Consider the following 25,192-nt stretch of genomic DNA (forward strand, 5'->3'; position numbering starts at 1 on the left):
AATCAACATGAACGATACCAATAACCGTTACGTTACTGTACTCTGGGAGGCGAGAGCCAAGGCAGGGAGAGAAGCCGAGATGAAGGCGTTTATGACTGCAGCTGTCACCCCGTCACGGAACGACCAGGGTAACATTGACTATGAGGCTCACGAGGTAGAAGGCCAGCCTGGTACATTCATCATCCACGAGCGCTGGGAAAACCGGGATGCTCTCGATCGACACCTGAACGCCCCGCGGATGCAAGAACTTGTGCCTCAGCTCTTAGAACTGATGGAGGGATCCATTGAGGAAGGGATTCGAATCCTGAAACCGTTTCGTCCAGCGCATTAAACTAGAACATTGGGGAGGTCAAACATTGGCAACGATCGATGATTTTACAGCACTAGATATTCGTGTGGGAACGATTAAGGAAGCGGAGTTTTTTGAAGAAGCAAAGATCCCTGCGATTAAGCTTAAGATTGATTTTGGACCGGAGATCGGGATGAAATCCTCAAGTGCACAAATAACGAAGCGTTACAAGGCTGAGAACATTATAGGAAGACAAATTGTAGGAATCATCAATTTTCCTCCTCGGCGCATTGCTGGATTCAAATCGGAGGTATTAGTTTTGGGCGGAGTCCCGGAAAAAGGAGATGTTATTCTGTTAACGCCGGATACTGAAATCCCTAACGGCACTCCTATTGCATAAGTTAGACGACAAGAACGTTAACTGAATACAAACAAGAAAGCTGCTGACCAAAGTGTGACTGCACCCCAATTGTTAGACACCAACTAACAGATCGGAGGTGCAGTTTTTTTGCCAAAAAATTAATATGGACTCACTCCATTCCTTTAATCTTTGGAGTAATCATGAATTCGTTTATGAAGCAGAAATAAGGTCAGCACTTACGGAGTTCACACATTATAAATAAGATATTATTTTTCCAAAAAGAAAACGATCTTACCATATATTCAGGGTCATTTGCTCTACTCTTATGAAGTAACCGATTACATTATTAACGTTTACCAACGGAGGAGAGCGAATGAATCCTAATTTGAAAGAAATCATCAGTCAAATGACATTGGAAGAAAAAGCAGAACTCTGCTCAGGTAAAGATTTCTGGAACACCATATCCATCGACCGCCTTGGGGTTCCCTCTATTATGATGACAGATGGCCCTCACGGACTTAGAAAACAAGAGGGGAGCGCAGACCACTTAGGCTTAAACAAAAGTATACCGGCTACCTGCTTCCCATCCGGAAGCGGAGTTGCCTCATCATGGAATCGTGAACTTGCCGATACGATGGGGAAAGCAATCGGACAAGAAGCAGTGGCAGCGGATATTTCGATTGTTTTGGGGCCAGGTGTGAATATCAAGCGTTCCCCGCTGTGCGGCCGAAATTTTGAATATTATTCTGAAGATCCTTATTTATCGGGAACTTTGGCAGCCAGCTATATTCAAGGCGTACAAAGCCAAGGCGTGGGTACTTCCATCAAACATTTCGCTGTAAATAACCAGGAATATAAGCGTATGTCTGTCGATGCGGTGGTGGATGAACGGACTCTAAGGGAAATCTACCTGGCTAGCTTTGAATATGCAGTGAAAGAGGGTGAGCCATGGACTGTCATGGCCGCTTATAACAGAGTAAATGGTGATTTTTGTTCCGAAAACAGCCGGTTATTGACTGAGATTCTTCGGGAAGAATGGGGATTTGCAGGCGTAGTGGTGTCGGATTGGGGGGCTGTCAATGAACGGGATCAGGGACTAGCTGCCGGTCTGGACCTTGAGATGCCTTCCAGCAACGGAATAGGATGCAAGAAAATTATTGAGGCTGTTCAATCGGGAGAGCTGAGCGAAGAGGTGCTGGATCAGTCTGTTGAGAGATTGTTGTCACTTGTATCCAAAGCTGTAGATAGCCTGAGGAAGTCAGTATCGGTTGATGTAGAGGCACAGCACCAGTTGGCCAGAAAGATTGCAAGTGAATGTATGGTCCTGCTTAAGAATGAAGAGAACATTCTCCCTCTAAAAACTGAAGATTCCATCGCGGTTATCGGAGCATTTGCGCAACAACCACGCTACCAGGGCGGTGGTAGTTCACACATTATGCCGACGAAGCTGGATAACATCTATGAAGAAATCCTTAAAACAGCCACTGACAGTGCAAGCATCTCGTATGCCGCCGGTTATAGATTAGACGAAGATGTTGTAAACGAAGAACTCATTCAAGAAGCAGTAGCTGCCGCAAAGAATGCACGGGTTGCAGTGATATTTGCCGGGCTGCCTGAACGTTATGAGTCCGAAGGTTTCGACCGGAAACACCTTCAATTGCCGGAAAGTCACAGAACTTTAATTGAAGCAGTCGCGGAGGTTCAAGAGAATATTGTTGTTGTATTGAGCAACGGAGGGCCTATTGAAATGCCTTGGCTGAATAAAGTTAAGGCTGTATTGGAGGCATACCTTGGAGGACAGGCTTTGGGCGGTGCAATCGTTGATATTCTCTTTGGAAGCGTAAATCCAAGCGGAAAACTGGCTGAGACATTCCCTAAAAAGCTGATTCACAATCCGTCGTACTTGAATTTCCCCGGAGACGGCGAGACTGCCGAATATCGGGAAGGTATTTTTACAGGTTACCGTCATTACGATACAAGAGATGTGGAGCCATTGTTTCCATTTGGCTTCGGTTTGAGTTACACCCAATTTGAATATAGTGATCTACAGGTTAGTCATAAACAGATCAAAGATACCAGCAGTGTAACGGTTACAGCAAAAATTAAAAACACGGGTGAAAGAGCGGGCAAAGAGGCGGTGCAGCTATATGTACATGATGTAGAATCAACGGTGCCACGTCCACTTCAGGAATTGAAGGGGTATACCAAAGTTTCGCTTCAGCCTGGTGAAGAGACCACCGTACATTTTGAACTGGATAAAAGAGCCTTTGCTTACTACGATATTAAGCTAAAAGACTGGCATGTGGAGACAGGTAAATTCGACATTATGGTCGGAAAATCTTCAAGAGAGATTGAACTCGTTGAAACGATCGAGGTAGAATCGAGCGTTATTGTTACCAAACCAATTACCAGGCATTCCACGTTCGGAGAGTTACTGCAACACCCCGTTGGAGCTGAAATTATGGGTGCGATGGGGCAATATGACGGGAATGAAGCAGGACTGGGTGAGGGAATGCAGGAATTAGTTATGGGTACCACATTGCACAATGCAGCACTTATGAGTGGCGGTCAGTTCACAGAAGAAACACTACAGACTATCTTATCCGCTGTTAACCGTTGAATGCATGAATAATTAGAATAAGCCCGTCATAGTCGGGCTTATTCCTGTATCATATGATGCGTTTGTTGATACTGCTTCGGGGTTCTGCCTGTGTGTTTTTTGAAGATTTTGGTGAAATAACTCTGATCCGTAAAACTCAAAAGAGACCCGATTTCAGAAAGTGGAGTGCTCGTAAATTGAATCATATGTTTAGCTTCCTCAATTTTGATCTGTTGAATATATTCATTCACGGGAATCCCAACTTCTTTTTTAAATAGTACAGATAGATAGTTTGGGCTAATACCGGCATGTTCAGCAATTTCTTCGTGTGTAATTTTGGAATAACGGTGGTTATATATATAATTTTTGCAAAGTGTTACGATTTTAGAATGCTGCGATTCTTTAACCTGAGAGACTTTCTCGGTTAACGAAAAAAATGCTTCCAAGCAGCATTGATCGATTTCTTTATCGGTTCGTAGATCCTCAAGGCGCTGTATGTAAATATCACTTACCGAAAAGGCAATCTCCGAATAAAGCCCCCCGTCAATGGCTGCTCTGGCTGCAAGTGCTATACCGATGATGCCAAGATTCTTTTTAGAACGGATATGACTTGATTTGGACAGGACTCCTGTATTTTCATGACCAAGTTGTGTAAAGTGTTTGAGCATATCTAATTTACCTTCCTTGACGATCGTTAACAATTTCTTTTCATTTAGTGGGTTGTGATGGAGCGTCTCATCATAGCCTTTTGAAGAATTTATGGAACCTTGTATTTCTTTTTCCTTGATATACATACCGCGCAAATAGTCCTGTACTACATCCTCAGCTTCGATCAATTCGTGATTAAACATTTGATTAACCAAGATCGTGATGTTGATTAGCCTCTCATGGGTTATCACAGGAACAGACTGATAATAATGATATACTTGTTCCCGGTTCGCAAAGAGATGTGTGTCATTAATGAGCCCATTTATTTTATGTTCAATCAAGCTAAATGGAAGGGAAGGTCCTAAAATGATGGTTCCTTCATCGTTCAGATCATTACCAATACGAATTAAAATGTAGTTCTCAAAAAACATCGTTCTTACAATTGAAGGATCTTCTTTACCCACGGATGGATCAAACCCCAACACTGAAAAAAAGAATTGTTTATCATTTTTATACAGCGGATTAAGTATTCGATTACCCATCAGTTCGAATTGAACCTCTCCGGTGGAGCTTACAAAGAAGATGGACATATCAAAAAGTTCTGCAACGAGTTTACATTGACGTTTTAGATCCATTTTGTGTTCGACTCCTTTTTTCAATCATTTTATCACATCAAAATTATAAAATTACAATGATATTACCATATTGTATGAGGGAAATTCTTTATGATATTTTAGTAAGCGTTAACATTTAGGTGTGTGAGATCTATGTTGAAGGGTGGTCATCTCATGGAATTAAAAGATTTCCGGATTGAATACATGCTTAATCCAATTGGACTGGACACAGTAAACCCAAGATTCTCATGGAAATTAGGTTCTACTGAACAGGACGTAATGCAATCCGCTTACCGAATAAGTGTCACACAAGATTTGCAGAAAATCTGGGATTCTGGAAAGAGGGATGAAGACGTCTCCGTTTTAGTGGAATATGCTGGTCCTCGTTTACAGGCCTCGACTATGTATCAGGTTCAAATCGAAGTTTGGGATAACCAAGGTAATCACGCAGTCATGGAAGGACATTTTGAGACCGGGTTGCTGAACGGCAGCAACTTTCAGGCAGAGTGGATTACACATCCATTCCCGAGCGAAGAAAGTGCTCCACCCGTTTTCTACAAAGAATTCTCTATCGAAAAGGAAATTCAGCAAGCCCGAATTTATACCACTTCCCTCGGTGTCTATGAAATTGCGATCAATGGGACAAGAGTAGGAGAAGACTACTTTGCACCTGGATGGACGAATTACAACGAGCGATTGCAGTATCAGACTTACCGTTTGGACGGGATGCTGGAGAGCCAGAATAAAATAGAGATTACGGTGGGGAATGGCTGGTATAAAGGCATATTTGGTTTTACTTGTACTCCCAACCATTACGGAGATAGAGTTGCTGCACTCGCGGAAATCCACATTGTCTATACGGATGGAACAAAAGAGATCATTGCAACCGACAAAACCTGGCAGGTGACTACCGGACCCATCCGTTCAAGTGAAATTTACATGGGTGAGACTTATGATTCTTGTTCTCATGAAAGTCAGTCCTTCCATGTGGAAACGGCCTCTTTCGATAAAAATCGCCTTGTTGCTCAGGAAAGTGAACCTGTCAAAATCACAAAAAGGCTTCCTGCACTTCAGTTGATTACAACTCCAAAAGGAGAATGTGTCATTGATTTCGGGCAAATCCTTACTGGGTTTGTAGAGCTTCGAACCAAAGGGCGGAAAGGGCAAACGATAACCATACGGCATGCGGAGGTTCTTGATAAGGAGGGAAATTTCTATCCGGATACGTTAAGGCAGGCAGTATCGATTGATCGATTGATCTGTAACGGTAAAGATCAAATTTTCCGCCCTCATTTCACTTTCCATGGATTTCGGTATATCGCCATTGAAGGGGTAGAGGAGATCCAGCTCGATCAATTCTCAGCTTGCGTGCTGCATTCAAGTCTGGAGGAAACAGGCCGTTTCGAGACCTCCAATGCCATGGTGAACCAGCTGCAAAGTAACATTCAGTGGAGCCAAAGAGGTAACTTTCTGGATATACCGACGGACTGCCCTCAAAGAGACGAGCGTCTAGGGTGGACAGGAGATGCACAAGTATTTGCCGGGACCGCTGCGTTTAATATGAATGTTGCCTCCTTCTTCAAGAAATGGCTGCGCGACCTTGCCTCTGAACAGTCGGAGGAATATGGGGTTCCACATGTCGTCCCTAACATTCTTGGAAATCAGGAAGGGGCCGCTGCCTGGAGCGATGCCGCTGTTATTGTCCCTTGGGTCATGTACCAAACCTATGGAGATCTTCGATTGCTGCGTGAACAATACGACAGCATGAAGGGGTGGATTGATTATATTACTGCACGTTGTGGAGCCAATGGATTGTGGCAGACTGGTTATCAATATGGGGACTGGTTAGGGTTGGACAAAGAGGAGATTAGTAACGAAAGAACAGGGGCTACAGATGTTTATCTGGTAGCAAACGCTTATTATGCGTATTCGACCGAACTCGTTGCAAAGACAGCCAAGCTTCTGGACAAAACCGAAGATGCCGTCCGTTACGAAAAATTGCATAGCCAGATCAAACAGGCTTTCAATGCAGAATATATCTCTTCAACCGGCAGACTGGTCAGCGAAACTCAAACGGCCTGCGTGTTAGCGCTACACTTCAACCTTGCCGAGGAAAAATACAAGGATCGAATCCGGAAGACGCTTGAGAGCAATATTGCAAAACATAAAAACCATCTCACGACAGGATTTGTTGGTACTCCATATCTGTGTCATGCCTTATCCGACAATGACCTGCATGACCTTGCTGGTACCTTGTTTCTGAAAGAGGATTTCCCATCTTGGTTGTACGCCGTAAAAAAAGGGGCTACCACGATATGGGAACGATGGAATTCCATTCTGCCTAATGGTGATTTCGATTCATCAGGTATGAACTCCTTGAATCATTACGCCTATGGATCTATTGGTGAATGGATGTATAGAAAACTCGCGGGAATTAATTCAATTGAAGCAGGTTATAAGAAGATTCTAATAAAACCTCAGTTCATCCGAGGAATCAGTTCGGTAGATGCTGCTTTTGATTCGGTCTACGGAGAGATAAAAAGCTCTTGGTCATGCAGGGCGGGTAACATTATTGTAAATGTAACGATACCAGCAAATACAACCGCAATTATTGTACTGCCTGAGAAACCTGTGCCTGTGGAGGTTGGTTCCGGATCTTACAGCTTCGAATATGCGACGCAAATCAGTCTCGAAAGAGAACGGTTTACGATGGATTCCACACTCAAAGAGATTGTGGAAGAACCCACAGCAGTTCGAATGTTAAACGAGCACGCTCCCGGTATGCTGGATCACCCGATGATCCAATATGCTTATGATTTATCTGTAAGCGAAATGCTGGTCAATACGCCTGAGGAGACCGAACAGTTATTTAGAAGAGTCATTCAAATGCTCAATGCCTCCTAGATGAAAAGGGGAAAGGTTTGAACATAGAAGGCGCTGCCGGATACGAGCAGCGCCATTTTGTATTACACAAATTCGTTATGGAAGAACGAAAGAATAGCACATAAAAAAAGGATAAGCACCAACACGAATTTACTAAAAAAATAATGAAGTTACCATATTAAACCCTTGAGGAGGACTAAAATAATGTTTGAAAGCGGTACCATGAAGCGAATGAAATAAGGGGGAACAGCAATGAAAGCAGAGCGGGAAATCCTTAATCCACCAGTTGTAAAGGGAAGTAAGAAGTCCAGGGCATTGGGCCTTGATGCCCAAGGAATCCAGAAAACAATGCGCCCTTACCATTACTTAGGGGACGGAGCAGCGCAAGTTGCCTTAAACTCCATCAACGGATTGATTGGGATGTTAACTTATTTTTATACAGATAAGGTAGGGATTGCAGCTGCCACAGTGGGTACGATTATGCTTATCACCAAATTTATCAATGCAATAGCAGACTTGCTGATGGGTAGAATCGTTGATGCGACAAAATCCAAATACGGAAAGGCCAGACCTTGGATTCTATGGATGGCACTACCCACCCTGGCATCTATCATATTACTGTTCACAGTGCCCGCCGAGGCATCATCAACGGTAAAAACCTTCTATGCTTTAGCTACAGTAGCGTTTGCTTCAGCCATTGTGTATACGGGAATTGCGATCCCTTTCGGAAGCTTGATGGCGATCCGTACCAGAAGTGTAGAAGAACGCGGTAAAATGGGCCTTACCCGAACCATCTTTGGATATATTATCGGAATGATTATCGCTATCGCATTAATTCCATTAACCAATATGCTTGGTGGGGATCAAAAAGCATGGATTATCGTTGCGGTTGTTCTGGGTATTGTATCTTTCATTTCCTTGATCCTGACCTTCTTAGCATCCAAAGAAAATAATGCTGGCATAAGTATTGTTGAAAGCGATAACATTCCCTTCTGGGAAAGCATCAAGCTCTTATTCCAGAACAAATACTGGGTCATCATGCTGTTTGCTCAGTTATTAATCAACATGCTATATACACTTAATGGTTCAACAGGAATCTATTACACCAAGTATATTCTCGGGAATGAGAACCTGATCGGAATCATGGGGGCAGTTGGATTAGTCCCGGTTTTTTTGGGATTTGTTATGGTGGGACCCATGATCAAGAAATTCGGACTTACCAGAACTGCACGGATAGGCATGATTCTTGGGATCGTTTCATCACTTATTCGTTGCTTCATGCCATATAACTTTATTGCAGCTATAGTACTTGGCGGTATCGCGACACTGGCAACCATTCCAATGATGGCTGTAGGCGGGGTGTTGGTGAACAACACCGTGGAATACGGTGAATGGAAGACAGGTAAACGATTAGTTGGGATGGTCAATAGCGCAAACAGCTTTGGCGTTAAAATTGGTATGGGCCTGGCTGCCGCGATGATCGGCTGGATTCTTGCCTTGGGCAATTACGATGGAGCGTTAATAACACAAGCGGATTCAGCGATTACCAGCATCCTGGTTCTGACGGTATATCTTCCTTTGGTGATATTCGTACTTACGTATCTCTGCTTGCGCAAGTACGATTTGGATGAGAAGTATCCTCAAATTGTAAAAGAACTGGAAGAACGCTTAAATCCTTAGGAAGATGCAAGTTATCGCGTATTACTGGGATTAAATGAACCTATTTGAAAGTGAATCGTTAAATATGATAGTCTTTATATTGTAGTGATATTAATACTATCATTTTAAGGAGTGATGTGATGTTTACCAATGAAAATCAAGGTCGTTCCAAGTCCAAAGTAGATTTCATGGATCATTCTTTCATTCAGCAGCCTTTCCCAGTCTACGAAAAGCTGCGTGCCGAAGAGCCTGTCCATCGACTATTACTGCCAAGTGGGCATGCTGCGTGGATGGTTACCCGATATGAGGATGCCGTCAACATTTTGCAGGATAGTCGCTTTGTAACCGGGGTTCTCGATAACAGGAACGATGAAACGGAGGAGTCCCTTCCTCCGCATCAGGCGATTATCTCACGGAATCTGATCAGTGTTGGTCCAGAAGATCATCGTCGACTGCGGCGCTTGATTCAGAAGGCATTTACTCCCCGCATGATTGAGAGGCTGCGGGGACGAATTGTGGAAATAAGCGATGAATTGCTAGACAAGATTCAGGCCGGAAACACTCGGGAGTTTGATTTGATCGAGGACTATGCTTTCCCGCTGCCCATTATCGTTATTTGTGAAATGTTAGGTGTTCCGCTGAAGGATCAAGACAAATTCAGAGCCTGGTCCAACACCATTATGGAGAGTGTCAGCAATCCGCAGATGAACCAGGAGAGCGATGAAGTGATGAAGGCTTTTGTAGATTACTTACAAGAACTGATCACGCAGCGGCGCAATCATATTCAACAAGACCTCATCAGCGATCTCATTGGTATAGAGGAAGAAGGTGACAAACTAACAGAGCAGGAATTATATGCACTTGTGTTCGTACTTATCATAGCAGGGCATGAAACCACAGTGAATCTGATAGGGAACGGCATGCTGGCGTTGCTGGAACATCCGCAGCAAAAGCAACTACTTATGGATCAACCGGATCTGATTCAAGCAGCGGTTGAGGAAGTGCTGCGATTTAACGGGCCCGCAGAAATTAGCAATGTTCGCTGGGCTACGGAAAACGTTGATTTTCAAGGAATACAAATTCGCCAAGGAGACATGATGCTGGTCGCTTTATCCTCAGCGAATAGGGATTCCAGTCAATATGAAAACCCCGATACGTTTGACATTACTCGCAAAGTTAATGACCACATTGCTTTTGGTAAAGGAATTCATTATTGTCTAGGCGCTCCACTTGCGAGACTTGAAGGCGAGATTGCGATCAACGCTTTACTTCATCGGCTGCCGGAGATCCGGTTAAATACGGATGCGAAGCTGCTGGAGTGGAGGCCAGGAATGATCATCCGGGGACTCAAAGCTTTTCCGGTCGTATACTAATATATTGGAGAGATGAACCTAATGAGTTATAACGAGAATATCAAAATTGGTGAATTATTGAACAACGCAGAATCGTTTGCTGTACTGGAGAAGCATTTGCCAGAATTCGTGAAGGAACCAACGTTCAAGATGGCCACTAACTTTACGTTGGATCAACTAGCTGCATTGCCTCAGGTAGATATTCCTTTGCCTACTCTTCAGAGTTTGAAGCAGGAACTTGCAGCCATTGAGTTTGGAGCAACAGTCCAGAAGCAAGAAATTGGTGCACCGACAGGAAATAAAGAAGGTATTTCTCTGGAAGGTAGAGTGATCGTTGTTACGGGAGCTGGGAGTGGAATAGGTAGAGCGAGCGCGGTAATGATGGGATCTCGGGGAGCGAAGCTTGTGCTGGTTGATTTCAATGAGCAGACAGGGAAAGAAACGTTAGCACTGATTCGCGAAAATGGCAGCGAAGCTACTTTTGTAAAGGCTGACGTATCCAAAGAAAGCGATGTTCAAAACTATATTCAAAAAGCAGTAGATGCCTACGGAAAAATTGACGTGGCATTCAACAACGCGGGCATACTCCAGAAATTCCAACGTTTCCAGGATATCTCCGAGGAAGAATTTACACGGATCATGGATGTGAATGTGAAAGGGATCTTTTTAGGCATGAAATATGCCTTGCAGGTTATGGATAAACAGGGATACGGGCATATCATTAATACGGCATCCACTACGGCTATTCGTGCTGAACACAGTCTGGGTGCATACACCGCAAGTAAACATGCGGTTGCGGGTTTGACTAAAGCGGCGGCTATTGAATATGTGCGCAAAGGCATTCGTATTAATGCCATCTGTCCAGGAGGTGTGGCTACAACATTGACGGCTGCGGTTCCGCAATCGCTGCAGGAAAGCGGCTACGTACCTGAAGAGTTTCCGAATATGCGGATCGGGCGTTATGCAGAGCCTGAAGAACTCGCCCAGATCGTTGCGTTTCTTGCATCTGATTATTCCAGTTACATGACAGGATCAATCATCCTCGCAGATGGTGGCATCACACTCTAATCATTGGTTCAAGTTCACCTTCTGAATTGCTATAAATATAGGAACTTTCCGGAGGGAGGACCCTTTTGGCAAGTTTCGCATAATTCTTCAAAGTTATCGTCCATAAGTCTAACTTGTGGACGATTTTCATTATAAAAAGGGATGTACGAAAGGGCATGCACGATCGTACATCTTTTAGGTGGTGATTTGGACTATAATGACTTATACAAGAGGTGATCCCATGAAAATAGTACGGAAGAAGACGAATCCGGCCGGAATAAATGAAGAAACGGACCCGATTGCGTCTTCACGTATTCCCATAATCATCTGGCTTTGGCTTGTTGCCATGGCTACTATGATCCTGCAAACGATGTCAGCCCCTATATTAGTACCCAGTATTATCTTTGTAGCTGCAATGTTAATTCATACCATGGTGTACTGGGAAGTAAACAAACTTATACAACGATCCAAATTACTCTACATACTTCTTCAATCAGGGTTGATTTACGGAAGTGCCATGTTAATGCCAGACGGTATGCCTGCTGTATTGATTGGTTTAATTCCCGTATTGATTGGACAGACCCTTGCCATATACTATGAGACGGCAAAAATTGTGTTAGTTGCGTTCGTATTATATTTGTTATTCTGCACGGTAACCCTGTTTACACGTTCGGGTACAGATGTTGCCTTGTTAATTCTATTACTGTTAATGATGATCGTTGTTGTGGTATCCTACGCGGTGCTTTTCTATCGTCAGGTTAATGCTCGTGTTAGAACATTAACATTTCTGCATGAGCTGGAGAAGGCTCATCAAAAAGTAGAGGAATTGACGCTAACAAGCGAGCGACAACGTATGGCAAGAGATCTGCATGATACATTGGCTCAAGGACTCGCCGGTATTATAATGCAGCTGGAGGCCGTCGACGAGCACATGAATCGAGGGAGTTTTCCGCGCGCCCACGAGATTATCCGCAGTTCAATGGGCCAAGCACGCCAAACATTGGCTGATGCACGCAAAGCCATTGATGACCTTCGAACCAAGGCCACACCGGCTATTACCTTTGGAGAAGCAATACAGGAACAGACGCTACGTTTCCAACAGGCGACCGGAATTGAAGTCGTTTTGGAAGGGAATGCTCCGAGTTTCATATCCAAAGTAGGCATGGAGCACGTATTGCACATTTTAAGTGAATCGCTAATGAACATAGCCAGACATGCTCAGGCAACGAGCGTAATCATTCACATGGCTATGGAGAAAGAAGATTTCCATCTTATTATACGAGATAACGGAAGGGGCTTTAGCGTAGACCGAATCGGAAAACAATCCGGGCACTATGGCTTGATCGGGATGAATGAACGGGCCAGGTTGATCGGTGGCAACATTGAGATTGAAAGCGGAAAACAAGGAACGACTATTTTGTTTCGTGTTCCACTTGAAAAAGGAGAAGTCTGAATGAAATATAACATACTCATCGTAGATGATCATTGGGTGGTACGTGAAGGACTTAAACTAATATTGGAGACCAGTGAAAACTATCTGATTGTCGGAGAGGCTGAGGAAGGAGAAGAAGCTATCCGAATTATGTTAGACAAAAAACTTGATGTCATTCTCCTGGACTTAAATATGCCGGGGGGACTAAGTGGCTTGGATACCTTGAAACGTATGAACGAGCAACACATTCGTATACCTGTGATTATTCTAACGACTTACAACGAAGATGACTTGATGATCGAAGGACTTTCTCTTGGAGCCAAAGGGTACTTGCTCAAGGATACGAGCCGAGAACAATTATTTCGAACGTTGGATTCTGCCATTCGTGGAGAAACACTACTTCAACCTGAAATAACGTCAAGAGTCTTTGCGTTTCATACGAAGTCTGCTCAAGAACCCCAAACACAGCCACAACTATTAATTGACAAGGAGTCAACTCTGATTAGTGAGAGAGAGTTACTCGTTTTACAAGCCGTGGCTCGTGGTTTACGCAGCAGAGATATTGCTTTTGATATGGGTATTGCCGAGAGAACAGTAAAAGCATATCTCACCAACATTTACAACAAACTTGGAGTGAATTCGCGATCAGAAGCTGTTGCAGTAGCTGTCGAGAAGGGGATCTTACACTTGTAAACCTATAACTGTAAGGCACCCTTTCGTAATCAAAGATAAAAAATAGTATGCCCGTTATGACATATCCCTTCTATGCCCCATCGTACATGAAAGGCTTGCCCTTTCGTACGATTTTTTTTTGGTTTTATTTCGTTAACATGAGGATACAGAGCATTTCCTTAGATAGCTCTTGGATTTTTGTGGAAGTGAAAGGGGAAGAAATAAGTTATGGCAAAATGGTTGTATCGTCTCGGGGTTTGGTCAACGAGAAAACGGAAAATGGTCATTACGATGGGACTAACACTTCTTATTGTGCTTGCATCTTTAGGACTTGGTATGGGTACTTCGTTTACGGGTGAAATGACTATACCAGGGACGAAGTCGGATCAGGCCGCGAAAGTACTAAACTCAGAGTTTCCATCATCAGATGACGGTGGTCAGATCAGGCTCATTTTCAAAGCGAAAAATGATTCATTGACTTCCGAGGCAAACAAAAATTACATTCGGCAAGCCCTGAAAGATGTAAAGACGGATTTATCAGTCAAATCTGTAGCTAGCCCATTTGAGTCAATGACTCTAAGTGCGGATAAAAAGATTGGTTATGCGGACATTACGTATTCTAAACCTGCCAGTGAAGTGGATGAGCACTCGAAAGAGCATGTGTTGAACATTGCAGAGTGGCTCGGTAAGGAAGGGATTCAAACAGAGATAGGAGGCAGTGTTGCCTTTTCTGAAATAGAAGTTGGGGGCATATCCGAAGTCATTGGCATCCTGATTGCCTTCATGATTCTAGCATTTACGTTTACTTCGTTTCTAGCAGCAGGACTACCCATACTTACAGCGGTCATAGGACTCGGAATTGGTCTAATGACTGTCATTATTGGTTCTAATTTCGTATCGATGTCATCATTCTCCATTACGTTAGCAGTCATGCTTGCTTTAGCAGTCGGTATTGATTATGCACTATTTATCATGTCACGGTACCGTCAGCAGTTGGCAGAAGGATATGACAGAGAAACAGCGATCGCTCAGGCTAACGCAACAGCAGGAGGCTCGGTTGTATTTGCAGGACTGACTGTAATTATCGCGCTAGTGGGGTTATCCGTCGTACAAATTCCCTTCATTACGATGATGGGACTTGCGGCTGCTATTAGCGTATTTGTAGCTGTCCTCATTGCGATCATTCTCGTACCTGCCATATTGGCTGCAGCAGGAGACCGCATCAGTCCGTCCCGCGAAAATCGTTGGCTGAGAAAATGGTCCGGGAGCAAAAAAGAGAAAACAAGCGAAAACGCATGGAGTCGAGTTGTCACAAGAAAGCCTTGGCTTACTACCATTCTATGTATTGCCGTCTTAACGATGTGTGCCTTGCCTTTTCTGCATATGCAACTTGGCTTGCCCGATAATGGCCTGAAATCGACTGAAACGACTGAGCGTCGTGGATATGATCTCATGGCTGAGGGATTCGGTGAAGGGTTCAATGGCCCACTCGTGATTGTCGCCAAAGCTAATCATAGTGACGATCCTCAAGCAGCAATTGCTCAAGCGACGGCTTACATCAGCGATCTGCCGAATGTCTATAGTGCAACACCCGCAATACCGAGTCCATCGGGAAATGCAGCCATCATTACAGTGTTACCCAAGACAGGCCCGCACGATATTCGAACGACTGAACTTGTGGAGACTATACGTGAAAAAGCCGATCAACAAAACAATAAACAGGTCGAGATTATGGTTACGGGTGGAACTGCGGTAAACATTGATATTTCCGAGAAATTGCAACAGGCATTACCTAAGTTCGCTCTATTGATTGTTGGTCTTGCTTTTGTACTGCTTATGCTCGTTTTCCGATCTTTGCTTGTACCGATCAAGGCTGTACTTGGTTTTCTGTTTACATTGGGTTCAACACTCGGTTTTATAGTCTTGGTCATTCAAGATGGTTATCTGGCCAATATGTTCGGTATCCCTGAGCCTGGGCCGGTGCTTAGTTTCCTTCCCATTCTCGTCACTGGAATTCTGTTTGGACTTGCCATGGACTACGAGGTGTTCCTTGTCAGCCGGATGCGTGAAGACTTCACTCATACTGGAGATGCACGACAATCGGTAAAAAGCGGGATAAACCATAGTGGGCCAGTCGTTACAGCTGCTGGCTTGATTATGATTGCCGTGTTTGCCAGCTTTATTTTTGCCGAAGATACCATTATCAAATCCATGGGATTAGCTCTGGCATTCGGCATACTCGTGGATGCTTTCATCGTGCGTATGACACTTGTGCCGGCTATAATGACCCTTCTTGGAAAAAGCGCGTGGTATATCCCCGCATGGCTTGATCGCTTGTTGCCTAACATCGATGTAGAAGGCGAATCGGTTATGCGAGAAAACCATAAAGATACCAGTGGTTTTGATCAACCTATTATTGGGAAGAACTCACCTGTAAAAAGGTAGAGGATGAGGGGGCTGCACAAACTGCAGCGCCTTCTCCGTCGGATTTCATGAATCTGTCTGCAACGTTCATACGAATTGAAATCAAGGTTTCAAAGACTCTAGAAAAAGAGATTTCAGTAAGTTGAATTGCTCGGATGGGTCTACACGAGTGTTGAATGCATCGATACCTTCCAGCATGGACATTTTCTTGGAAAATGTTCCGAATACATTCATCATCGTAAGTAGGTTGTTGACGGAATTTGAACTGGTGCGGACAGAACGATCCTGTTCTCCCAACGCTGCCAATTCGGTAAATAATCCAATGATTTTGTTATATTCCGTTTGATATAATTCCATATGCTCTACAGGCTCTTTGGAAAGCGCCACGTAACATTCAAAGGCTTCAATCAACTTGGAGTTTTGTTGATGCTCTGTTTGCTGAAAGAAGATCAGGGCATCGAATATTTCGTTTAATTTCTCGTAACAGGTTCCTTCTCCATGCACAATCTTTTCAAAGATAATCACTTCGGATTGAACAATATGTGAAGCAACAGCAACAATCAAATGCTCTTTCTTGGGAAAATAGCGGAATACAGTAGCTACGCCAAGGCTCGCAGCCTTGGCAATTTCCTGCATGGTGGCCTTTTCGAATCCTTGCTGTGTGAAAATAGAAATGGCAGCTTCAATGATGCTTAAACGACGTTTTTCTCGCAGCTCGCTACGCTCATTCTCTTGGCGTTCTCGGGGTTGAATAGGGATAACCTCCTGTCTCTGTAACTCAGGTTATGCTAACAATTGCAATTCTATTTGTCAACGAAGCAAGGTATGCAACGGTTTTATACTCAAATAACCCTAATCAGATCACTTTCCGCGTTACCGGGCCAGCAGAAATCATGCTGTTCGACATTGATGTTGAGATCCTTTCTTGTTCTTTAAAAAAACGAGTTCATTAAAACAGTAGCGTAATAAAACAAAGGAGCAGCCGATCAATGTGATCGGCTGCTCCTTTGTTATGCTAATGTGCAAGTTAGTCCAAGAATGATAACAATTCATAAAATTTGTTGATGAAGAGCTAACCAGTGTTCATCTTGTATATATGATTTCTATTTTAATAAATCTATATATTTCATTAGTTCTTCGATGCCTTTAAATTGAAGAAAAAGTTGTTCATTTAGATTTTCCAAAGCGAGCTGAAGAGATCGTTCAATTTGAACATAGGAGTGTGAATCCAGATCATGTAAAAGCTTCTTCATTTTTTCAATATAATAAACGGTTTTTCTTAAACTGCTAATGACTAATATTTTGCGTAGTTCAAGCAGGGTGAATAACCTATAACCGTTGTTTTTGTTTCGTTCTGAATGAATCAATCCTTCGTGTTCCCAATGCCGTATAGCTGAAGTATTTACGCCTGCTATCTCTGCAACCTCTCCAATACTCATGAGTTCCTTTAATTTAAACTTTTTAAATTGTGTAAAATCAGTAGTTTGAATCATAGTGAGTATTTCTTCCACTCTTTGTTTCTCGACTTGTATATGAAATAGTTGTTCATTTACTAACCAAAGAGCTGTATCAAATCTTTTTTTCTTAATCGTTCTCATTACTTTATAGACCCTAGGAATTTCATAACCTTTTAACAAAGTTCTAATAACATTAAAAGCTTGGAAATGGACCGATGTATAGATACGGTGATTACTTATCGTTCTTGGTACCTCTGGGATCAGATCTTGTTCTTCATATCTTCGCAAGGTTGTGGTGCTGATATTTAAAATTTCAGCAATCTGCTTGGGAGTGTATTTATCCATTTTTAATACTCCTTAATTAAAGTAAAAGCTTCAAGTGCTTCAATAAGTATATTTTAATTGAACTCCTATCACTAAAGGGATATTAATCATAAAACCGAAAGATTGCATGAACGTTATATGATAGTAGTATAAACAAGCCAGGAGGGATTCATATGGAGAAAATTATAAAACTTGTGGATGAAACAGAAATAAAAGTTGGTTTAGTAGGAAATCCCAATCATAAAACAATCATGTTACCCATAGCAAAGGAATCTGTTTATGGGCAAGAAGCCGAAAATTTAAAGTTGTGGGGAATGGATCCTGAGCTTGGAAAACACTTGGTTGAAGGACTGGTAAACGAGTTTCAAGTTTTGTATTTTGACTATGAAGGACATCGATTGCAAAACACGAATCCAGAAAATCTTACACCTAATCACATTGTAAATGATTTGATGTTGATTGCTGATGAAATGAACATAAATACGTTCAGCTATTATGGTTACTCGTGGTTGGCATTAATTGGCTTACAATTAGCCATTAGGACAAATCGATTAGAAAGTTTAATTATGGGTGGTTTTCCCCCATTGGATGGTCCATATAAAGAAATGATGGTAGTTACCAACAAGACGTACCAACAGGCTTTGGAGAATCAGAACAATCCAGTTTTCGATGAACAACAAAACATTGAAAGTCCAGAAGAGATCGATTGGGATACAATAAAGGTGAAGATTGACACAAATCAAACCAAACAATTTGTAACGATGTATAAAAATCTATTGAATTTTAATGATCGAAACATTCAACATCTATTGTCTATTCCAAAACTGACGTTTGCAGGTGAACACGATACCATTGTTTATGGAGAAAACTTTGGGAGTGTCACAGTTGATATTGTAGGTATACTAGAAAAAACTAAAGAAGAATTACAACACTGGGGATGGGAGGTAGAAATCATAAAGGGAAATGAGATAAATCACACCAAAGCAATGCAACCAATAATAGTTCTGCCATTGATAAAGGCTTGGTTGATTAAAACATTAAAATAAAAAAATTATGCAAATTTTGAAAGAACAAAGAGGAACCTTAAGTTAATTAGCCCTACTCTAAAACATTACATCTAACGACATTTTAGCGAAACGTATGAGGTTGCCGAGGTACAAGACATGTTCTGATGGAAGTCGCTATTTTAGCGGCTTTTTTTGTTTTATCGGTACAAGTTTTTGTCCCAAGCCGGGGACATGAATGTACACGATTTATTGCAGCTATGTCTTAGAGGCAAATTACCAGAGGAGAGAAGAGAGTGGACAACATGAATCAACTTTTTTCTCACTATTATTACTTTATTTTTAGTGATCAACATAAACATTCTATAGAAGAAAATTGTTTCTACAGGAGGTTTCCATGGATCAAAACGACCAAAGTCGTCAACTAGACCAAATAAAGCAAATGCAACAAATGTTTAAAGCGAATATGATAACTCAACCTTATCCTATGTACCCTAACTATGGGAAAATCACACGTTACGAAGAAATTCCAATAAGTTTGCCTGAACTGCGCCAGCTCAGCCATCCCGGCGTGGAAAAATTAATGGTGCCCCTTCCAATTATCGAAAATCCGAATTATCAAGGGAGCGGAAAGTTAACAGGAAAAGTTGCACTTATTACAGGAGGTGACAGCGGTATTGGTGCAGCAGTTGCCATTGCGTTTGCTAAAGAAGGCGCAGATGTTGCTATTTCATACTTAGATGAACATGAGGATGCAAATAGAACAAAAACGAGGATTGAACAACTCGGACAACGTTGTATTCTAATGCCTGGTGACTTGCGAGACAAACAACAGTGTATCTCCATTGTAGAACAAACAGTAAATACGTTTGGACGTCTAGATATTCTTTGTAACCACGTGGGTATTCAATTCCAACAACTAAGTCTGCTTGACATTACAGATGAGCAATTTGATGACACCTTCAAAGTGAATATATATTCTCATTTTTACACAACAAGAGCAGCGCTTCCTCACTTAAAACCAGGCAGTTCAATCATTGGCACTTCTTCGGTGGTGACGTATGTAGGTGAGCAGCAAATGATTGATTATACGGCCACAAAAGGCGCAATAGTGGGTTGGACACGTGCTCTGGCAAAAAATGTCGTGAAACAAGGGATCCGAGTCAATGCCGTCGCCCCCGGACGAATTTGGACTCCACTTATTTCCGCAAGCTTCTCGTCTGACCAAGTCGCTGTATATGGAGCATTTAATCCAATGGAACGAGTTGCCCATCCATTTGAACTCGCACCAACCTTTGTCTATCTTGCTTCTGATGATTCTCGTTTTGTTACTGGTCAAGTTCTTCATGTTGATGGGGGAGAATCCACACATTCCTAATTGAAGGGGGTTGCCATTTTGAGATATGAGTTTAATCCAGAAGTAAAGCTATTGCTTGTAAACCATTCAAATGAAAAAGTAAAGATGGTCTATATGGAGGATTCCTGGCCCATGTCAAAAATAGGACTGAGACCACCATATTATTGCTACCCAAGGTACGAGCTGAATTATCCAATAATCTAAATCATATCAGACATAAAGACTCAGATTTCACCTCATTTGTTTATCGGTACAAATTCTTGTCCCAAGCCGAGGACATGAGTTTGTACCGAATGCCGATTAGTGGGTTATTTGAATAATAATTGACGTATTTAAAACTTCAATAAGCAGCTATGCAGGATAATACCTTAATACAACTAAGAAAGCAGTTGATTAACTTAATCGTGAGCCTTTGCATCCTATTTCGTGAGAACTTTCGAACTTTCTCTATGCTTTTTGCGATATTCATTAGGGCTGCATCCTATTTCCTGTTTGAACAGTTTGGTAAAGTGTGAGTAGTTGGTATACCCCACATGTCCGGCAATGGAATGAATCGATTGTGTGGTGGTCTCCAATAGATGCCTGGCAGCTACAAGACGGATGTGAATAACATAATTGCCGAGGGATATGCCCATCTCTTTCTTGAACAGCCTTGCGAGATAATCAGGGTTCATATAGACCCTGTCTCCAAGGCTATTTCTTGTCAGGTCTTCTCCATAGTGGGTGCGTATATAATGGGTGATCTCGTGTACAACCGACGTCGGCTGCTCGGAAACATTCAAATATTCCGCAGCCGTATTGACCAGATAGGCAATGTACGCTTGCATATCTTCAATCGAATGCAGAGACTGCATGAACAATTGATCATTCGTACTGCCCATGTACAGCTTGTGGACTTCAATTCCCTTACTTTTCAATTGGGCATAAACCAACTGCACCAGATCAAGACGCAGCAGACTGAGAACAGCGGTACCTACGTTGCCTTCATGGACAAGTTGATGCATATAACGACCGGTTTCATCCAGAAAGGATTGGAAACGATTCTCATTCAGCAATTGCTCCAGCAAGCCCAGATCAGGCGGTATATAATCTAATTCGGGCCTTGTATAGTTCTCCAGCAAGAAGGTTTGGTTGCGGTGTTTGATTCGCTCTTCATTCATCAACAATAGCTCATTCACCGTATGACGGATTTGCCCGAGCGGCAGGGAGAAACCGATCGTACAGCAGGCATCCGATTTCAGGTAGTTATTTACCTCCGGAATGAAGGCGTTGCACATGGATTCAATAAGTTGTACATTTGGTAACTTGTTCCATTTTATAATAACCATCCAGTTATGATCCTTGATCTCGGATATCGCTTCAATAGAGAATAAACGGTCTTGAAACCGTTCAACCATCACGTTCAAACAAGCGTAATCAAACAGATTTTTGTCGGTTTTGCCCAGCGTACCATCATACGGAAACAGATTAACCAGCATAGGAAGAAATAGATCCGTTGGCTCATATGGCAGATGCTGCTCAGTCAAAAATGCAGAAACATCAGCGGAGTTGGACAGATAGACTTTACTGGAGATGAGCCTGCGCCAGCTGTCCTCAATAAGCTTGCTTCTATTTTTCTGCCAAAGTTCACCTTCATAGATGGCCTTCTGAATAAACTGCTGATCCCGGGCTTTGGCAACTGCCTTCTGAATAATCAGAGTCAACTTGTCGAATTCGATGGGCTTTAGAAAATAATCAAAGCTTTGCAGTTCGATGGCTTTTTGCGCATAGTTGAAATCTGCATAATTGGTAAGAAAGATCGTTTGTACGTTATACGATTCATCACGGACCCAGGCGAGCAGCTCGAGTCCGCTTCCCTGCGGCATCTCAATATCACAAACAAGAATCTGAACCGGATGATTTTGCAATACCTCTTTGGCTTGCGCAATATTGTAGGCAGTGAAGATCGTATTAATTCCCAGGGCGCCCCAGTCAATTTTATTCTCCAATGCCATGACAACAAAGTAATCATCATCAACCAGCAATATATTCATGATTTATCACCTCTCCAGTACGCTCTGAATTCAATACCATTTTAGGCAAGGAAAGCGTGATTCGAGCGCCAATTGTGTCGTTTGCAAACGTAATTGCAGCTTCATGCCCGTATAGCAGCTCCAAACGTTGAATGGTATTCATAATGCCAATCCGGTTGCCTCCTGTTTGTTCCAGTGCATCTCCACGGATGAGAGCTTCAAGAATATCCGGCTTAAATCCGGGTCCCGTATCAGAGATATGGATCAGCACTCGATCACCATTTTCCTGTTGTTCTACATTTACGGATAACGTAATACATAACTCCCGTTCCCGTGAGACTCCGTATTTGACAGCATTTTCGATGAAGGTTTGTATAACCAGTGGTGGAACAGCGATACCTGTGATCGTTTCGGACGTAGCAATTCGATAGGAGAAAGCATCCCGATAACGTGATTTCTGGATGTCCAGATACGTTCTCACATGTTCAATCTCGTTCTCCAACAGAACGAAATTGTCTCCGCTTTGAAAGATATAACGGAAATACCGGGACGTGGCGAGAGCCATACTTTCAATCTCCTCAAACATTTGCATCTGTGCCATACTGTACATACTTGTCAGACAATTAAGGAAAAAATGAGGTTTGATCTGTAACTTCATATAATCCAAACGTATTTTCTGTTTCTCCAATTCCTGCTCATAGCGATCAATCTTGAAACGCTTAATCTGGCCCACCAGTTCCTTGAATTGTTCATTAACCTGTTCCAGTTCCATAATCCGGCTGCTCTTATGATCTGTCGCCTCATCACCGTCGTTTATTCGAGCAAGATTTTTGGAAAAACGCTGAATGGGAACAAGCAGATTCTTTCTGAAAAACATAAGGATTGCGCTTAAGGAGGAGGTTACAATCAAAAAAAGCAGCATGATGAGCAGCTGAGCCACCATGATTTTCTCAAATGCACCGAATTTGATAACCATGCGTGCACTAAAATCGGCGTTGGAAAAGTCGCTGCTGACAATGCTGTTTGACTGGAGTACATCCATCAACGAAGGCTTCGCTTCAACGCTGTTTTCTCCTCTGGCAGGTCCGGAAAGCTGCATGCCATTCACATCCACGAGAGAGGCGTATCCGCTCGCGCCCAGATTCATTTGCTGTAACGGAGCGATGAGATCATCTGCGGAGATCAACGCAATAAGATACCTATTGTAGTACGGTACAATATTGATCAGATATGAGGTGCCATTGACGTGAATAGGTGTCCAATGGGAATAGAACTTCTCATATACAGCTTTATCACGAGTAAGAGTAATGATCTGTCTTTTCACTTCAGAATAATCCGAATAAGAGATGCTTATTGGCGCACAGTTGAGGAAGTATTCACTGTTTTCCAAATAATAAAAGAAATTGTACGACTGGCCATAGTTTCGTTGTAATTCGGCAAAAAGCTTATGTAATTTCTCGTTGGACTTCAGAAAAGGAATGCTATTGACACCATACGTATTCATCGTTTCCAGATTTTCGTCATTGGCAAGAGTCCATCCCATGAAATGATTAATGTAGGCAAAATCATGATTAATGCGATTAATGTACAGATCCGTGGTGTCCTGCAAGTATTGGGCGGACTGCTGCCTGACCAAGGAGATGGAAGCGACACTGATGATCAGATCCAGAACAAACACGACAAATGAAATGACGAACATCATACGAATATAGTGCCGAATCGGATAGGGTTTAATGGCGCCCAGGTTTGCCAGAACAATACACCCTTTCTAGAATGCTTTATAATGTAAACGCTTTAATATCTCAGAAATAGTATAAAACGTTTGCTTAAAAAAAACATAAAGATTTGCTTTTTTGGAGTTCAAAAGTCCGGAATACACACATGAAGGTCTGGATTGCAATATGTTTTCTTTCGCAAGCTTGAGGTTACCCGCAGACAACCCCATAAAGGAACATCAGAAGTCCGAATACCGTACGAAGGGGTCCGATAAAGAGAGTGGGAAGCCGTTTATACTGAGGTTATTCCTGAGATAAAAGGTTCAAACGGGAAAACAGCATCAGTATATCGGAAGGAGGGAAGAAAGAACTGTGCGGACTTACCCACTATTCTTTGGAAAGACAATGGAAAGAATCAGGCGCAATTGGGGGCTTTACGTTTTACTTTTACCGGCTTTCGTGTTAACACTACTTTTTGCTTATAAGCCAATGTACGGCGTTATTATCGCATTCAAGGATTATAGTCCCGCCTCAGGAATCGGGGGCAGTCCATGGGCGGGATTCAAGTATTTTGAGAAGTTTTTTCATTCCTATCAATTTACGAATACGATACGTAACACACTTATAATCAGCCTGTACAGTTTGGCTACATTTCCTCTGCCGATTATGCTTGCATTAATGGTGAACCAGATGAGGGCAGGGAGGTTCAAGCGATTTTTCCAGACCGTCTCCTATATGCCCCACTTTATTTCAACCGTAGTCATGGTCGGATTAATGCTAATTCTGTTCTCGCCTAGCACTGGACTGGTTGGCAATATGTATCAGCTATTTGGAGCACAGGCGCCGGACTTATTGGGCTCATCGGCTCTGTTCAGCAGTGTGTATGTATGGTCTGATGTGTGGCAGCACGTCGGTTGGGACAGCATCATCTATATTGCCGCGTTGTCTGCCGTAGATCCAAGCCTCTATGAAGCGGCAACGGTCGATGGGGCAAGCAGATGGCACAAGATTCGTTATATTGATATTCCGATGCTTTTGCCGACGGCGATCACGCTGCTCATTCTAAGGATGGGCGGACTGCTTGGTGTAGGATTTGAGAAGGTCTATCTTATGCAAAACGACTTGAACATCCTTTCCAGTGAGATTCTGTCTACGTATGTATACAAAATCGGTTTGCTGAGCAGTCAATACAGCTTCTCCTCGGCAATTAACCTGTTTAATACGGTGATTAATTTCATTTTGCTGATTCTAGTTAATCAGTTGTCCAAGAAATACAGTGAGAACAGCCTATGGTAGAGGGGAGACAAACAAATTGAGCATTATGGAGACGGCAGCAACCACCA

18 protein-coding genes are annotated in these 25,192 nt (G+C 42.7%); 13 read left to right on the top strand and 5 right to left on the bottom strand.

What is annotated here, in order from left to right; all coding sequences use genetic code 11:
- Positions 1-7: 7 nt before the first annotated feature.
- The 3 genes from NLBNIHML_RS02855 to NLBNIHML_RS02865 all read left to right on the top strand — a co-directional run bounded on the left by NLBNIHML_RS02855 (position 8) and on the right by NLBNIHML_RS02865 (position 3,270).
- The gene (locus NLBNIHML_RS02855) at positions 8-331 is read left to right on the top strand and encodes a putative quinol monooxygenase (protein ID WP_339255388.1); all 324 of its coding nucleotides are present in this window, start codon (positions 8-10) and stop codon (positions 329-331) included.
- 25 nt (positions 332-356) lie between these two features.
- Entirely contained in the window at positions 357-689 is a 333-nt protein-coding gene (gene csaA / locus NLBNIHML_RS02860) for a chaperone CsaA (RefSeq protein WP_339255390.1), read from the top strand.
- A gap of 334 nt (positions 690-1,023) precedes the next feature.
- Positions 1,024-3,270 carry a glycoside hydrolase family 3 C-terminal domain-containing protein gene (locus NLBNIHML_RS02865; RefSeq protein WP_494353718.1) on the top strand — a complete coding sequence of 749 codons (2,247 nt, stop codon included), beginning with the start codon at positions 1,024-1,026 and terminating at the stop codon, positions 3,268-3,270.
- 38 nt (positions 3,271-3,308) lie between these two features.
- Here the strand turns inward: NLBNIHML_RS02865 and NLBNIHML_RS02870 are convergent, their stop codons facing one another.
- On the bottom strand, positions 3,309-4,532 hold the full coding sequence (locus NLBNIHML_RS02870) for a helix-turn-helix domain-containing protein (protein ID WP_494353719.1): 1,224 nt from the start codon (positions 4,530-4,532) through the stop codon (positions 3,309-3,311).
- Positions 4,533-4,685: 153 nt separating this feature from the next.
- On the opposite strand from NLBNIHML_RS02870, the gene NLBNIHML_RS02875 reads away from it, so the two are divergent.
- The 7 genes from NLBNIHML_RS02875 (at position 4,686) to NLBNIHML_RS02905 (ending at position 16,001) form a co-directional block, all read left to right on the top strand.
- On the top strand, positions 4,686-7,415 hold the full coding sequence (locus tag NLBNIHML_RS02875) for a glycoside hydrolase family 78 protein (RefSeq protein ID WP_494353720.1): 2,730 nt from the start codon (positions 4,686-4,688) through the stop codon (positions 7,413-7,415).
- A gap of 231 nt (positions 7,416-7,646) precedes the next feature.
- Positions 7,647-9,074 (top strand): MFS transporter, encoded by a 1,428-nt coding sequence (locus tag NLBNIHML_RS02880; protein WP_339255398.1) that lies wholly within the window; start codon positions 7,647-7,649, stop codon positions 9,072-9,074.
- A gap of 119 nt (positions 9,075-9,193) precedes the next feature.
- Positions 9,194-10,426 carry a cytochrome P450 family protein gene (locus NLBNIHML_RS02885; protein ID WP_342569987.1) on the top strand — a complete coding sequence of 411 codons (1,233 nt, stop codon included), beginning with the start codon at positions 9,194-9,196 and terminating at the stop codon, positions 10,424-10,426.
- Positions 10,427-10,714: 288 nt separating this feature from the next.
- Positions 10,715-11,473: an SDR family NAD(P)-dependent oxidoreductase gene (locus NLBNIHML_RS02890; RefSeq protein ID WP_494354663.1), complete on the top strand. Its 759-nt coding sequence runs from the start codon at positions 10,715-10,717 to the stop codon at positions 11,471-11,473.
- 220 nt (positions 11,474-11,693) lie between these two features.
- Complete coding sequence (locus NLBNIHML_RS02895) at positions 11,694-12,905, top strand: sensor histidine kinase (RefSeq protein WP_342569988.1); 1,212 nt, start codon at positions 11,694-11,696, stop codon at positions 12,903-12,905.
- The gene (locus NLBNIHML_RS02900) at positions 12,906-13,577 is read left to right on the top strand and encodes a response regulator (protein WP_342569990.1); all 672 of its coding nucleotides are present in this window, start codon (positions 12,906-12,908) and stop codon (positions 13,575-13,577) included.
- Positions 13,578-13,784: 207 nt separating this feature from the next.
- Complete coding sequence (locus NLBNIHML_RS02905) at positions 13,785-16,001, top strand: MMPL family transporter (RefSeq protein ID WP_494353721.1); 2,217 nt, start codon at positions 13,785-13,787, stop codon at positions 15,999-16,001.
- 81 nt (positions 16,002-16,082) lie between these two features.
- Here the strand turns inward: NLBNIHML_RS02905 and NLBNIHML_RS02910 are convergent, their stop codons facing one another.
- The gene (locus NLBNIHML_RS02910; RefSeq protein ID WP_494353722.1) at positions 16,083-16,616 is read right to left on the bottom strand and encodes a TetR/AcrR family transcriptional regulator; all 534 of its coding nucleotides are present in this window, start codon (positions 16,614-16,616) and stop codon (positions 16,083-16,085) included.
- A gap of 467 nt (positions 16,617-17,083) precedes the next feature.
- On the bottom strand, positions 17,084-17,782 hold the full coding sequence (locus NLBNIHML_RS02915; protein WP_494353723.1) for a MerR family DNA-binding transcriptional regulator: 699 nt from the start codon (positions 17,780-17,782) through the stop codon (positions 17,084-17,086).
- A gap of 152 nt (positions 17,783-17,934) precedes the next feature.
- On the opposite strand from NLBNIHML_RS02915, the gene NLBNIHML_RS02920 reads away from it, so the two are divergent.
- Together NLBNIHML_RS02920 and NLBNIHML_RS02925 are read left to right on the top strand one after the other, a co-directional pair.
- Positions 17,935-18,807 carry an alpha/beta fold hydrolase gene (locus tag NLBNIHML_RS02920; RefSeq protein WP_494353724.1) on the top strand — a complete coding sequence of 291 codons (873 nt, stop codon included), beginning with the start codon at positions 17,935-17,937 and terminating at the stop codon, positions 18,805-18,807.
- Between the two features lie 355 nt (positions 18,808-19,162).
- Positions 19,163-20,143: an SDR family oxidoreductase gene (locus NLBNIHML_RS02925; RefSeq protein ID WP_494353725.1), complete on the top strand. Its 981-nt coding sequence runs from the start codon at positions 19,163-19,165 to the stop codon at positions 20,141-20,143.
- Positions 20,144-20,541: 398 nt separating this feature from the next.
- On the opposite strand, the gene NLBNIHML_RS02930 is transcribed toward NLBNIHML_RS02925, so the two are convergent.
- Together NLBNIHML_RS02930 and NLBNIHML_RS02935 are read right to left on the bottom strand one after the other, a co-directional pair.
- Positions 20,542-22,155, bottom strand: a complete 1,614-nt coding sequence (locus tag NLBNIHML_RS02930) for a response regulator (protein WP_494353726.1) — start codon at positions 22,153-22,155, stop codon at positions 20,542-20,544.
- Positions 22,136-23,836, bottom strand: a complete 1,701-nt coding sequence (locus NLBNIHML_RS02935) for a sensor histidine kinase (protein ID WP_494353727.1) — start codon at positions 23,834-23,836, stop codon at positions 22,136-22,138. Before NLBNIHML_RS02935 ends, NLBNIHML_RS02930 begins: the two co-directional genes overlap by 20 nt.
- Before the next feature lie 418 nt (positions 23,837-24,254).
- On the opposite strand from NLBNIHML_RS02935, the gene NLBNIHML_RS02940 reads away from it, so the two are divergent.
- The gene (locus tag NLBNIHML_RS02940; RefSeq protein WP_494353728.1) at positions 24,255-25,145 is read left to right on the top strand and encodes an ABC transporter permease; all 891 of its coding nucleotides are present in this window, start codon (positions 24,255-24,257) and stop codon (positions 25,143-25,145) included.
- Positions 25,146-25,192: the final 47 nt, after the last annotated feature.

It is taken from the genome of Paenibacillus sp. JNU01, assembly GCF_059130585.1.

Excerpts from the sequence above, each read along its gene's own strand:
- NLBNIHML_RS02930 (WP_494353726.1), bottom strand. The coding sequence starts at position 22,155 with ATGAATATATTGCTGGTTGATGATGATTACTTTGTTGTCATGGCATTG.
- NLBNIHML_RS02885 (WP_342569987.1), top strand. The coding sequence starts at position 9,194 with ATGTTTACCAATGAAAATCAAGGTCGTTCCAAGTCCAAAGTAGATTTC.
- NLBNIHML_RS02900 (WP_342569990.1), top strand. The coding sequence starts at position 12,906 with ATGAAATATAACATACTCATCGTAGATGATCATTGGGTGGTACGTGAA.
- NLBNIHML_RS02855 (WP_339255388.1), top strand. The coding sequence starts at position 8 with ATGAACGATACCAATAACCGTTACGTTACTGTACTCTGGGAGGCGAGA.
- NLBNIHML_RS02925 (WP_494353725.1), top strand. The coding sequence starts at position 19,163 with ATGGATCAAAACGACCAAAGTCGTCAACTAGACCAAATAAAGCAAATG.
- NLBNIHML_RS02880 (WP_339255398.1), top strand. The coding sequence starts at position 7,647 with ATGAAAGCAGAGCGGGAAATCCTTAATCCACCAGTTGTAAAGGGAAGT.
- NLBNIHML_RS02870 (WP_494353719.1), bottom strand. The coding sequence starts at position 4,532 with ATGGATCTAAAACGTCAATGTAAACTCGTTGCAGAACTTTTTGATATG.
- NLBNIHML_RS02910 (WP_494353722.1), bottom strand. The coding sequence starts at position 16,616 with ATGCAGGAAATTGCCAAGGCTGCGAGCCTTGGCGTAGCTACTGTATTC.
- NLBNIHML_RS02905 (WP_494353721.1), top strand. The coding sequence starts at position 13,785 with ATGGCAAAATGGTTGTATCGTCTCGGGGTTTGGTCAACGAGAAAACGG.
- NLBNIHML_RS02915 (WP_494353723.1), bottom strand. The coding sequence starts at position 17,782 with ATGGATAAATACACTCCCAAGCAGATTGCTGAAATTTTAAATATCAGC.
- NLBNIHML_RS02940 (WP_494353728.1), top strand. The coding sequence starts at position 24,255 with ATGGAAAGAATCAGGCGCAATTGGGGGCTTTACGTTTTACTTTTACCG.
- NLBNIHML_RS02935 (WP_494353727.1), bottom strand. The coding sequence starts at position 23,836 with ATGATGTTCGTCATTTCATTTGTCGTGTTTGTTCTGGATCTGATCATC.
- NLBNIHML_RS02865 (WP_494353718.1), top strand. The coding sequence starts at position 1,024 with ATGAATCCTAATTTGAAAGAAATCATCAGTCAAATGACATTGGAAGAA.
- NLBNIHML_RS02875 (WP_494353720.1), top strand. The coding sequence starts at position 4,686 with ATGGAATTAAAAGATTTCCGGATTGAATACATGCTTAATCCAATTGGA.
- NLBNIHML_RS02895 (WP_342569988.1), top strand. The coding sequence starts at position 11,694 with ATGAAAATAGTACGGAAGAAGACGAATCCGGCCGGAATAAATGAAGAA.
- NLBNIHML_RS02920 (WP_494353724.1), top strand. The coding sequence starts at position 17,935 with ATGGAGAAAATTATAAAACTTGTGGATGAAACAGAAATAAAAGTTGGT.